Here is a 12,006-nt window from a genome sequence, read left to right as displayed (position 1 = left end):
TGGGTTGAGGCGTCCCTGAAAGTCGAGAGTTCGAGGCTGCGGCGGAAGACTGGCCCCTCCACCCATCACGGCGGAACTCGACGAAATCGCGTAATAGATCTTGTGTTTGGCGACGAGGGGAAGATATCCGTTATTTGTCTTAACACTGAGCGTTTCAAACGGGAGATACCACAAAAAGCCATCCGGGACGATGATCAGTTGGTCGAAATCGGCAGCCAGATCGGCTTTTGAGCCCGCCACCAGGTAATTGAGCAGATTGGCGCCCGCCGATTGCCAGGCCGTCTCTGTCACGTCTTTGACCGTAAATTCGCGGTTGCCGTCCAGGAACCCGAGCTGCGTCAGGTACTGGCTCAGCAGCTTCTGGACCGCCACCTGTCCGCCGCGGAGCTGCCAGGTGTCATACTGATCATTGGTGACATAAAAGACAAAAACATCGTTCCCGGCGACAAAGAACGTCCACAGGACAGTACCCGGTGGAAGCTGCTGGCGAATCTGCTTGGTCGGGATGACAGGCGGAAAGGGCACACCGACAGCAGTGCGGTCCACAGCCATTGCACGGAGGAGACTCTCCTGTTTTCTCAGGACTTCCATCCAGGCATCCCACTTTTTCTGGAGGGCCACCTGCTCCTCGTTGTTTTTTGGGACGAGACTGGTTGTGGTAAGCTCCTGGCGTAACTGCCGGGACTGTTTGCTGAGTTCGGCGAACTGGGGATATCGCGCGAGCAGGTTTTGCCGCTCCTGGCGTGCCTGGTTATCGAGGAGGACTTCCGGCGCCTCAAGAAGCCGCCGCAAGGCGTCCAGCCGTCCTCCCAGCGGGAGAGCCGATTGGAATCGGTGTCGCCGGGCACGGTCGGCTATTTCCAGGGCATCCTCCCATTGCTTTCTCTGCCAGGCGATGGCAAACCACTGATCGTAGAGCGTCGGATGAGGAGTCGAAATGACGGCCAGACACTCCAGCGGATCGATGGCCCAGTCGAGATTTGTGGGGTCCCGTAACAGGAGTTGATAAAGCTCGTGGGCTGTACGGGGCGTGATCGGCCCACGCAGACCGATTTGCCCCGACGCGTACACCTGAGAAAGCCGCGAAATCTGAAAAAGCCAGAGGGAGGTACTCCGCATCGCAGGCAGCGCCGCGTTGAGGGCCGCCTGTCCCTGCGATGTGGCACCGCTTTGAAGCAACAAAGCTGCTCGCAGAAACGCCAGCCGGGCCGCCACTCGACCAGTGCTCATCTGCCGCCGGGAAACGATGCTCTGGGCATCATCCAGGGCCGAAGATGCCATCGCCAGATTGTTGGTCGCCAGGGCCTGCTCCGCCAAACTGACGTCCAAACTGGCCTGAATGAAGGGAATCCGCTTGGTCTTCGCCCAGGCGAGGGCCGTGGGCAGCACCGGGTAAACTGTCTGCGACCGGCCAACCAAATGGGCGACCGCCGCCAAACGCAGGGCCTCTTCCAGCATCAGCCCGTCGCCATAGTAAAACGCGTCGTAACTGGCCTCCTGGAAAAAATTGATCGCGGCGCCATAATCCCCACGAGCCAGCGCCAGTTTTCCAAGCTCGATGAGAGCGATCCCCGAAAGCTGGTGCTCAAATCTGCCGGCAACGGTCGTCGAACGAGTGAGAAGCGGGATCGCCGCATCCAAGCGGCCTTCACTGACCGCGCTCAGCCCTGCCAGAAGATCGCCCCAGCACTGCGACCAATGATTCGGCTGGGTGTACTGCACGGAAAACACACTCGATGCCGGCTTGCTCAGCGGATCGGCGAGCGACAGAGGACCCAGTAGCTCAATCCGCCGACGCAACGCCAGCGCTGTGCAGCGGATGATTTCCACGACATTGATGGCCCGGGCCTCCTGGGGAACAATGGCGCCTCTTTCCAGCAAACTGGGATCCACAATGATCTGGGAGTAGGTGTACAGGCCTGTGGAGGGTACCTGCCCCACGGGATTGGTGCGGGTTCTCTGTCCCCAGGGAATGGGCCGATTGGCACTGCTGAGCGGGCTTGCTCCCGTCGGTGGAAGGATCACCTGCTGCAGCCAGGTGGGATAGCTCAGCGCAATTTCCAGGGCGGCGGAATAGCTCTCGTACGCCCGATCAAGCTGCCCCATCTGGTAGTAGCATTCCCCCATCATCGCGAGATAGCACACGGAATCCATGAATCGCCGTGTACCGAATTTCATGGCGCTCCGGTAGCACGTGTCGAACATCTGGAGCGCATCGCGGAATTCCCCCTCATGCATCAGTTCCAGGCCACTGTAATAGAGGGGTTGGGGCACCTGTCCCCCGGAACTCAGTTGCGCCAGTCCCAATTTGGAGAAAAAACCACCGGCCAAAAGCGCCAGCGCGAAGACCAGCAGCCTCAGCCCGGCACAAATGCCGCGACGAGGTCCCCGTTCACCAAAACGCAGCCGGAAGATTTTTGATGCTTTCATGGAGCTCGCCTGTGGATGCCAGAGCAAAGGAACCAACCGAGGGAGCCGGTTGCCCATAGCGGCAACCACCGGGACCACGGCCTTTCGCCCGACCGGTCTTTCAACCCGGTCCCTTCTTGTCCCCATTGGCGGATGACAACCGCCCTTATTCGATCTTACGACTTTTTCCGGCCTCCCGCTAATAGGCGGCTAAAGTCTGCCTCCCGTACGGACGATAACGGAAATAACGGATTTGCCGGTCCGCTCGGTGATTCAATGCTCACGTCTGTGGCGAGCCGAACCGGGAGTGCTGGATCGGGAAGGAAAACCGGGAAGGATGGACGGCCCTCTCGGGGGTAGGTGACGAGAAAACACTGGCGTCGAAACACGGCCCTATCAGGAACACGGAGGTCGCGAATGGACGGCCGAAAATCACGCACATTGGCTGCATTTCTGCTGCTCGGTGGGGTCTCGCTGGGAATGCTCCTGCTGGGCACTGGGTGCCAGGTGGATGTCGGAGGGCAGACCCTTCCCAGCCCCTATTACATGAAAGATGACGTGCAGTACTTCGCGCCGGGTCCGGAGTTCAAGCTTGCGCGCGAGGCGGCGGCGCTTCAACAGGCCAAGGCCCAGCAGATGCAGCAAGCCCCGGTCCGCTAGGCCCGAAATTGCATGCAACGCGGAGCCCGCCCCGCCGCGAAAGCGGTGCCCAACCCGGAGCACCCGCGCGACGGGCATCTGTTTGGGAGTTGTGCTGTTCAAGTGCCCCGACATCCGCCGGGGCATTTTTTGTGGGAGCACGTGCCAGCATGGACTTTCCATTCCGACTCCCTCTCCTGGCCGAGTACTGGATCGACCTGGTATTGGTCTGGCTGGGATTCGGGACCGTCGTCGGCCTGCTCGCGCGAGTCATCTTTCCCGGCCGCGAACCGAGCGGACCATTGGGCACGGTCCTCATCGGCGTGATCGGGGCGGTGGTCGGACCTCTCTTTATGGAAACGGTATGCGGTCTGGAAGAATTCAACCCCATCAGCCCGTTGGGCTTTGTGGCGGCACTGGGCGGAGCCTCCGTGGTGCTCGTCCTTTACCGCTTCCTCCTCCTGGTGATGAGTGACCATCTGCCTCCCCAGCGGACCGAAGAGCGCCTCGCTCCTCCCCCGGAATACACTCCACCCCCGCCACCTTACCAGTATCCCTGGCCACCTCCTCCTACGGCGTGAAGTGTCACTTGTCTGTCAGCCCCAGATCCGCAAGCGGCACGACAGAATCGCGCATCGTCAACTCGCGAAAGCGCTTGAATCGGTGGAACGTGAGATAATTGGCGTCGTGAGCATTGTGGGCACCGCCTGCCTCGTCGTCGTAGGCAGTTCGAATGGCCGCGATGATGTCGTCCCTGTCGAACAGCCAGTCGGGGTACTGGAAGGCGTGTCGCTGGGTGTCCGGATGGTGAAGGAGTACGGTGCGGATTTCCCAATGCCGCAAATCGCGCGACGCCACCAACGCGAGCGTGTTGCGGACCCTTGCCGCGTCCAGTCCTTGATATTTGGGTGGCACCCAATTGACGAGCGACCAGTACCGCTGGGACTGCGGATCGAAGCGGATGGTGAATTTCTTGGCCCCGCCCGGAAAATCCACAAAATCCTGATCGGGATCAAACCGGAGCGTTCGCCCGTCACGGTCCACGTGAACCACGGCGGCTTTTCCTCCCTCGGGGCAGGCCACCCGCAAAATGTTGAGAATCTCACCCGCCGGATCGATCACAATATTTCCTTCCAGAAACCCACCGAATCGCCCACCAAGCCACGACGAATTGCCCGGCAACGGATCACTCAGCGTCCAGTTTTCCGCCACGAGCAGGTCGGCATCGGCAGGGGCCGAGATCACCCGGGCACGAAACGATCGCCCCCACTGCCGCGGATTGGTGGTGTCTTCCACTGCCCGCCATATTCGGCCGTTGTATTCAACCACGGGCACGGGCGCACAGTGAAAGCGTCCTTTTGCAAGCAGCCCGCTCTTCTCATCCTCCGGCGACGTCCAGGTCCGCCCCCCATCGTCGGAGCGTCGAATGACGAGATTGCCGTAGTGACTCCACGTCCCCAATAGATAAAGATGCCCGCGATGAACAAACAGCGTGGACCAGAACTGCCCCTCCACATCAGCCACGTGCTGCCAGCTTTCACCACGATCCTTTGAGATAAAAACCCGGGTTTTCGCCCTTTCGTGCTCGGTGGACCCTGGTCCAAATTCGTCGTGAGAGGCGACATACGTCCCATCCGGAAGCACCGCGAGGCTCGGCGATCCGATGTAGATTTTGCTCGTCTGGGGCGAATGGTCGATGACGACCCCGGGAACCGTCTTCTGGACCGGTTCACCTCCAGCCGGGCAGCACGCCGAAATAGCGAAGGCCATCACTCCCAGGCAGATCACACCGCGCTGCAGCATCATGGGGCAACTCCTTTCAGGCTTCTGGACCCTTGACAAGCTCGTCCGGTAACACCGACAACACCAGACGCCCATCCTGTTCGGATGCGTCTGCTAGTGTCTGAAAACTGTAAAGGAACTCCGCAGTCATTTTCAGAAACTCGCCGGCAATCTGAGGACATCGATCGGCCACCTCATTCACCTCCCAGCGGTCATCGGGTTTCACGAACAGCCTGACCCGGCGGCGAAGTTCTTCGATTTCCCAGTCGCTCAGCGAGTCCTCTCCCTCTTGGGTTCTCATTTTGACCAGATTGGCAAGGTCTGCCCTGGCACTCACGGTGGTGAGATCTTGAGCGATCCAGTCCTCGGCAATTGTCTCTTCACCGTTGTCCGTTGCCGTTGAGGAATCCGCGATCTCCTCGACGTCTTCCTGACCGACCAGCCGTACCTGGGCAAACCAACCACGCGTGCGCACAGCCAAAGTCTGATGTCCATCCCAAACGAAGAGGCGATCTCGCACCTGATCGAGTTCTCCGCGAATAATCGGAAGAAGATCCTCCCCGCCGATCGCAACCCGTGTCTTATCGGGTAGGATCGTCCCCTCGCTCTGTCCGACGGACATGTCCACGCCCGCCACACCCAGGATACTGGCCGCCAGATCATGCGGATACACAAGGGCCTGACTCCGCTCCGATTGTCCGACTCCGTCGGAAAACGCCATGATCAAGGGAACGTGAAGCAGTTCCGCGTGCAACGGCGTATGCCACGTGCCCAGCCATCCGTGCTCCCCCAGGGGCATTCCCCGGCCTGAGGTGATGACCAGCATCCACGGCTCGCGATGGGCGAGTTCCTCCAGTGTGCTCCACAACCCGGCCAGGCAAAGGTCGAGAACTTCCACCTGCGCGGCATAAGCCGAAACAAACGGCAATAGCCAGTCGGGATCGACCTCTCCCCGAAAGCAGAGCCGCGGGACATTGGTACCCGGCCAGGGCTCGGGATCACCCTCCTCATGGTGCCGCATTCGCATTGCCAGCGGTGCGTCCCAGTGATTTCGCAGGTCGGAAAGATGGCACCATACCAGGGCAGCCCCTTCCATCTGTGACAGCGCTTCACACACTTCCGAAAACACCAGAGCCGTGCGGGTTTCCCCCCAGTCTTCCGCGGGTCGTCCAAGCGGAGTCATCTCCGGTTCCCCCCGGACAACCCGGATGGACATCCGCTCTGCATCACCGACGTCCTCTGAGCCCCCACCAATCAAACGATGTTCCTCAAAAGATTGAGCCAGCGGGTGTGCCAGCACGGATCTTTCCGGACTGACGAGAACCGTTTTCCAGCCACGTTCCCGCAACGACGACACAATGCACCGCCATGTGGAGCCCTCCCGGGAAATACCTGTCCCCGAAGTCTCCTCAACCCGTGATGACACGCGACTTCCACCGGCCAGAGGATGACAACTTCCCCATTGGGCCAGTGCCATCTGCGTGGGATGGAGCCCTGTCCACAGCGCTGCCGTTTGCGCACCGCGGTGGGGTGAACCGATCAGACAGTGATCGAACACAAAACCACTTGCGGCAATGCGATTGAGCGACGGCGTTTCCACCCAGTCGTTGCCATAAGGCCCCAAAAATTCTGCCCGCAATCCGTCGGCTTCGATCACAATGATTTTCATAGCGCTCCGTTATGGCTGCAGTCTCAGGTCTTTACCCAGTGTTCCAACAGTTGACGCAACGGACTTACCAGATCCGGTTGGGCCACAAGCAGGTTGCCGCTCTCACCCGGATCGTTGGCAAGATTCAACAGATATCCCTCCACTTTATCACCTCCCCGACGCCGAAGGTACTTCCAATCTCCGCGTCAGGGGCCCCACCAGGTGGAGTGACCGCTCATGGGCCCCACCAGGCGGAGTGACTGCTCATGCCCGCCGGTACACGGTGCGGGAGATTGCCGCGTGATCCTCGTCCACGGACTTCAGTAGAGCGATTCCGTCCGGCCGGTAGGTTTCGCTCGGCTGGATCCCGGCAACGCGCAGGATTCAAGCGGCCCTATCCAGGGTCGGACACACCTGATCACTCACACCGCCTGGCGGCAGATGGGTCGGCCCGCAGACACTCGCTGGAACGCGGAGTCCGCCTCTCCACATGGCTCCTTTTCCATCACAAACCGGCCGGTTACTTCGCGTTTTTGTAGCCCGTTATCGCCGATGAAAATAACCAGCGCGCGGTCAGCGGGTGCCCATCGATCGAGTGGGTCGAGGATGTTTTGAATTGCCCGATCCATCCCCTCGATCATCGCCGCAAGCGCTCAAAGGGAAAACAGAACACCTTCTCGCGCTTGCCGAAAAGAGGCCTGTTGTTGAGACAAGGCTTTTGGCTGCGAATCTCAGTTAATGGGGCGTGCCGTGGGGAAAAGAATTCACGACCCGCCACTACTATTGTCGGGTTGCTCATCCCGGAAACGCCAGGACAACTTTGAGGTTGTTTCCAAGCAGGCTTACTTCCACTGTTCCGGAAATCCCTCAAGCGACTGGTCGAGGCGACGCCAACCCTCCGACCGGAGAACATCCTCCAGTTCGCTTCCCGGTTCAACGCCGTCAAGCACTGTGTTCCAGACGGGATCCCGCCAGAAGTCAGTCTCGTCCCATGCATGCTTGTAGAGTCGCATGATCTCGCCTGTTGCGGGGTCCCGGGCATAGGTTTGATCACTCAAAGCGTTGGTCCAGGCGGTTGCCATCCGGCTGTTGAAGTCTTCTTGTTCCTGGACCATCTCCAGAACCATTCGATTAAGCCTGGCATTCTCGATCGAACTTCGCTCGAGGATGGCGAGAACCGCCTGAGGGCTGAATCGCACGCTGGCCATAATCCCCAAAACAACGCCGCGATCGTGCTCTTCATTCTCTTTGGTGAACTGACTCATCATGACGGAGAAACTCGCCGTGCAATCCTGGCTGGCCGAGATGAAATCGGCTTGCTGCGCCAGGAAAAGCGAACCGGTCAGGAACGCTTCACGGACAAGCGTCCCCGCTTCCGCACGCAGCTCCCGTTTAATCATGCTGGCTGTTGCGCTCCGTCCATAGACGGCCGCAGTCTGATTGAACGCCTGAGCACTCTCCTGAAACATAGTCTTTTCCATGGGAGATGGGGGGATATCGCGATGCTTTGTCACCGACCAGGATTCATTCGTCTCCGACTGCCAGATACCGAGGACGAGCTTTTCCACGTCATCCACGGAGGTAAGGAAAATCGGTTGCGGTTGCACCGAACCCGCGCCGTTGATATTGAGGATCGTCGTCCCATTCCCACCAAACTGCGTCTGGAGCACTGTGCTCTGCAGCAGGATATTGTCCCGACGGAACAAGAAATCGCCCTGCCTGATAAAGATGGCCGGCTGGCGTTGAGTTCCCAGAGTGACGGTCTGCCCCCGGTATTCCGCCCCACGGGGAACATGAATCGTTGCCAGAGGACCGCCCGTTTCGGAATCGAGGATCGTCTGCACACTCCAGGCCACAAGTTTCTCCCGCGGCACAAACTCGAGGCTTCGTGCGATGTCCACCATCTCCATCCACCCTCTTCGCGAGGTCTTCTGGGGGGCTAAGAACGTGACCAGCAGCACCCCCTTCTGTCCTGGGAGGCAGACTGTGACTTCCCGATAGTCCTCTGGAGTTGTCCCCGTTAGACCGAAATTGACAGCGGCCATCGGCTCGAGGCCATATGGGAACCCCAGCCCGTCACCCAAAACGATCAGCCCACACGCATGCTCTCGGAAAGCGAATTGCTCGCGTCCCGTAGCTGTTTTCAGGGCCTGGTGTTCCCAGAACCAGTTCTGCATCACCTCATGGAGCTGCCCTTGAGAGGCCGCCCGAACGACGACAAATCGCGTCCCGTCTGTGAACCAAATCCTCCGCCCGTCGGCTTTACACGACCACGTGCTGGGCAACTGCACAGAGTATCCGTGGAGCAAATCGGTGAATCTTTGAGAATGGGCCCAACCGGGCAAAGCCCCCCACCCCACCCACCAAATCATCGACGCAAGGACCGCGCTAGCGATGGAAGAGGCTACCGCTTTCATCGTCGCACCCACGATACGGCGTGCCACTTTGGAAAACGATGGACTGAAAGAAAAGTTTGATCCCGTCGCCCACGATAACAAAAAGCTCAGATAAATTTGGCGATATTCTAGCTGTCAAACCGCCGCATTGCAAGCTGGGATGGCACCTGATCTCTCCCCAGTTTGCAAGGAGCTGGGACATGCCGCGTGCATCATGTCTCATACGGGCAACGTATGAATGGCCCCGACCGGTGAACCTTCGTCGTGCCCGCAAAATGGGAATGCCATTCAGGGGCAGGCTTGTCGTGCCCGGTGATACCCGGTGGATCATCCATGTTGGAAACGTGGACGTGACAAGCAGGTTCCTCCACGCTGACTTTCGCCCGAGCAGAAGGTCTCGACAAACCCCGGATTCCTATGCGACGAGAGAGAAAAACTGCGGATGACTCCGGGGATATCCCCACTTATGGCCGGTGGACCCCATCCCAAAACGCCTTTCCGGGACTTACATCACCGCTTGCACCGCGGATCGGCATGAATCTAAAACATCCGCGTTGCCCGAAATGTGCCTTTTCGGCCCTCGTGCTGGTCGGCAGCACTTCCACCTGCGAAGCGCGTGGCCCGTACTTTCGTGAAGAGCCAATGCGAGAGATTGAAGCGGCACTTCACCCTGCCGAACCTGCAGCGCTCCCCGCAATGCTGGCCGATTCCTCAAATGCAATCCATTGGCCGCTGGGGGATCACATCAGGACAGCAGACACCACCGCCGCTTGGGGAACACCGACACAGAATCCTCCCCACTCCTGGCCCAAGAGGCAGCTCCGAGCCCCCCACATCCGACCCCCCACAGCGGATACCAAAAACAGACAAGATAACAGAACAGAGAAAAGTGAACCGCGAAGATAACGGAACAGAGAAGAGTGAACCGCACGACCTGTTCAATCACGATGTTACACAACTCAGCGCGCGTCGTGCCGTATTGCTACACCATGACATAATGGAGCGGAGGGGATTCGAACCCCCGACCTCTAGAGTGCGATTCTAGCGCTCTCCCAACTGAGCTACCGCCCCGGGGCCTTCACAGTGGGCGATGCGGGACTCGAACCTGCGACCCCCAGCTTGTCGAGCTGGTGCTCTAACCAACTGAGCTAATCGCCCATCCGTCTCTCCTAGCACGCTCAGGCCTCAGTCCTACCAACAAAAGCACCACCGTCGGCCAGCCCCGACCAGCCTCGCTGTTCGGCTGGATCAAGCGGTCTCCGGTCGGGCAACATGCCCCACGACAAACGCCGCTGCTTCCGGCAGGCTGACCGGCCTGGCTTGCCAGGTTGTCTAGCTCTATTTTAACCGCCACAGGGACCGGTAAGTCAATAGCCCCCGACACATCTCCACATTCCCACTTTCCCTGCCAATGGGCACCCGAACGTCCGCACGGGTTGGCCTCAACCCGGAGGGACCTCCTTGTCAGATTGGATGCTCCCCTTCGCATCGGCCGGCACAACGAGCGTGCCCCTCCGAAGGACTTTTCGGAGGGACCTGCTTGTCAGGTCCACCGAACTAGTCTCCATCATCCATTGCCTTTCACCGCGGACTGAAGTCCCGCGCGGAAAGCGGGGCTGAAGCCCCGCACTCCACATAACGAGGGCCCGGTTCTGCCCGGCCCAAACTATTGTTAGCGATAGTTCACGATTGGCCCCTACAACGGTTTTCACTTGTGGCATGTCACGATCGTTGGCAAGACCGGGGATATGTTCGCCCCATCGGCCGGGATCGCCATCGTCGTCATATAGTCGCCCGTAGGATGGCGGTTTACAATGGGCGAATATCCGGTCGTGCTTCAGTTCCCAATGCCATTTTAAATTTGAAATGCATTTGGCGGTCGTGCTGCTGGCTCAACCAACCGCTGCTGGCTCACGCAGCCAGAGGAATAATCTCCCGCCGATTTTCGGCACGGCCCGCCGGTGCTACTTGTGGCAATACAGAGGTCTTGTGACCCGGGATCGTGGTAATGGCTAAAGCGACATACAAATCTGCGGGCGTGGACCTGGACCTGTACCGCCAGGCCATGGCCCGAATCCCACAGCTTCTGCGAAAGACGATGACACCCCGGACCATCGATTTGCCCAATGGTTTCGCGGGGTTGTTCCGTCTGGACTTTCCCTGGCCGCTGTTTGCGCGGCGATATCAGGACCCCGTGCTTGTCGCCTGCACGGACGGGGTGGGGACCAAACTCAAGGTCGCGTCGCTGGCAGGGGTTTACCATACGGTCGGCATTGATCTTGTGGCCATGAGTGTCAACGACGCGTTATGCTGCGGCGCGGAGCCGCTTTTCTTTCTGGACTATGTGGCGATGCCCAAGGACGATCCGCCACTTCTGGAAAAGCTGCTGGAAGGCATTGTGGAAGGGTGTCGGCAGGCGGATTGCGCCCTTTTGGGCGGAGAGACGGCCATCCTTCCGGACCTTTACCAGCCGGGGGACTTTGATCTTGCGGGTTTCTGCGTGGGGGTGGTGGAGAGTCGCTCCGTCATCACCGGACAGGCCATCTCCCCTGGTGACACTGTGTTGGGACTGGCCTCAACCGGTTTCCATTCCAACGGCTACAGCCTCGTAAGGAAAGTGGTCTTTGAGATGGCCGGCCTGAAGGTGGAGGATCACATTCCGGAATTGGGCATGACCGTGGGCCAAGCCCTGCTCACGCCGACGCGTATTTACGTTCGGCCGATCCGCTCTGTATTGCGGTATTATCGGGTCAAGACGGTGGTTCATGGGATTGCCCATATCACCGGTGGCGGCATCCGTGAAAACCTGTCGCGAATCGTGCCGGCGGGTGTGCGGATTGTTCTCGACAAATCCGCCTGGCCGGTGCCCCCCGTTTTTTCCTGGGTGCAGCGGCTCGGGGATATCGATGAGCAGGAAATGGAAAACGTGTTTAACCTCGGTCTGGGGATGATCCTCGTTGTCAGCAGTTACTATGCAGCCAGTATTCGCCATCAGCTCGAAGACCAGGGCGTTCCCTGCTGGGAAATCGGTCGCGCAGAGGCAGCCGATGGAAGCGGGGTCGTGTGGGCGGGAACTCCGTCGTGAGCTCCGTTGAGGACGGCGAGGCTTTCAATCCCATTTGATGACGGGGC

General features: G+C 59.4%; 8 protein-coding genes and 2 tRNA genes. 3 read left to right on the top strand and 7 right to left on the bottom strand.

What is annotated here, in order from left to right; translation table 11 throughout:
- On the bottom strand, nucleotides 1-2,430 hold a 2,430-nt coding region (locus tag H5U08_RS02550; protein WP_297029775.1), incomplete at its 3' end, for a hypothetical protein.
- A gap of 396 nt (nucleotides 2,431-2,826) precedes the next feature.
- On the opposite strand from H5U08_RS02550, the gene H5U08_RS02545 reads away from it, so the two are divergent.
- Nucleotides 2,827-3,069: a hypothetical protein gene (locus H5U08_RS02545; RefSeq protein WP_297029773.1), complete on the top strand. Its 243-nt coding sequence runs from the start codon at nucleotides 2,827-2,829 to the stop codon at nucleotides 3,067-3,069.
- Nucleotides 3,070-3,218: 149 nt separating this feature from the next.
- On the top strand, nucleotides 3,219-3,629 hold the full coding sequence (locus H5U08_RS02540; protein WP_297029771.1) for a hypothetical protein: 411 nt from the start codon (nucleotides 3,219-3,221) through the stop codon (nucleotides 3,627-3,629).
- A gap of 4 nt (nucleotides 3,630-3,633) precedes the next feature.
- Here H5U08_RS02540 and H5U08_RS02535 read toward each other — a convergent pair whose 3' ends face one another.
- The 6 genes from H5U08_RS02535 to H5U08_RS02510 all read right to left on the bottom strand — a co-directional run bounded on the left by H5U08_RS02535 (nucleotide 3,634) and on the right by H5U08_RS02510 (nucleotide 10,032).
- A complete protein-coding gene (locus H5U08_RS02535) occupies nucleotides 3,634-4,854 on the bottom strand; it encodes a sialidase family protein (protein ID WP_297029768.1) in 1,221 nt (406 codons plus the stop codon).
- A gap of 13 nt (nucleotides 4,855-4,867) precedes the next feature.
- Nucleotides 4,868-6,499, bottom strand: a complete 1,632-nt coding sequence (locus H5U08_RS02530; protein ID WP_297029766.1) for a sulfatase-like hydrolase/transferase — start codon at nucleotides 6,497-6,499, stop codon at nucleotides 4,868-4,870.
- A gap of 401 nt (nucleotides 6,500-6,900) precedes the next feature.
- Complete coding sequence (locus tag H5U08_RS02525; RefSeq protein ID WP_297029765.1) at nucleotides 6,901-7,107, bottom strand: hypothetical protein; 207 nt, start codon at nucleotides 7,105-7,107, stop codon at nucleotides 6,901-6,903.
- Nucleotides 7,108-7,320: 213 nt separating this feature from the next.
- Nucleotides 7,321-8,895 carry a hypothetical protein gene (locus H5U08_RS02520; protein ID WP_297029763.1) on the bottom strand — a complete coding sequence of 525 codons (1,575 nt, stop codon included), beginning with the start codon at nucleotides 8,893-8,895 and terminating at the stop codon, nucleotides 7,321-7,323.
- Nucleotides 8,896-9,872: 977 nt separating this feature from the next.
- Nucleotides 9,873-9,945, bottom strand: a tRNA-Ala gene (locus H5U08_RS02515).
- 13 nt (nucleotides 9,946-9,958) lie between these two features.
- Nucleotides 9,959-10,032, bottom strand: a tRNA-Val gene (locus tag H5U08_RS02510).
- A gap of 850 nt (nucleotides 10,033-10,882) precedes the next feature.
- Here H5U08_RS02510 and purM point away from each other — a divergent pair.
- Nucleotides 10,883-11,959, top strand: coding sequence for a phosphoribosylformylglycinamidine cyclo-ligase (gene purM / locus H5U08_RS02505; RefSeq protein WP_297029762.1), 1,077 nt, complete (start codon nucleotides 10,883-10,885; stop codon nucleotides 11,957-11,959).
- Nucleotides 11,960-12,006 lie beyond the last annotated feature (47 nt).

Source organism: Thermogutta sp. (assembly GCF_014359955.1).
Classification (GTDB): Bacteria; Planctomycetota; Planctomycetia; order Pirellulales; family Thermoguttaceae; genus Thermogutta.
Note: the sequence above shows the minus strand (reverse complement) of the source record. Positions and strands in the feature narration are given on the sequence as shown.

Bases quoted from the DNA above. Each gene is read 5' to 3' on its own strand.
- H5U08_RS02535 (WP_297029768.1), bottom strand. From the start codon at position 4,854: ATGATGCTGCAGCGCGGTGTGATCTGCCTGGGAGTGATGGCCTTCGCT.
- H5U08_RS02545 (WP_297029773.1), top strand. From the start codon at position 2,827: ATGGACGGCCGAAAATCACGCACATTGGCTGCATTTCTGCTGCTCGGT.
- H5U08_RS02520 (WP_297029763.1), bottom strand. From the start codon at position 8,895: ATGAAAGCGGTAGCCTCTTCCATCGCTAGCGCGGTCCTTGCGTCGATG.
- H5U08_RS02530 (WP_297029766.1), bottom strand. From the start codon at position 6,499: ATGAAAATCATTGTGATCGAAGCCGACGGATTGCGGGCAGAATTTTTG.
- H5U08_RS02525 (WP_297029765.1), bottom strand. From the start codon at position 7,107: ATGGATCGGGCAATTCAAAACATCCTCGACCCACTCGATCGATGGGCA.
- purM (WP_297029762.1), top strand. From the start codon at position 10,883: ATGGCTAAAGCGACATACAAATCTGCGGGCGTGGACCTGGACCTGTAC.
- H5U08_RS02540 (WP_297029771.1), top strand. From the start codon at position 3,219: ATGGACTTTCCATTCCGACTCCCTCTCCTGGCCGAGTACTGGATCGAC.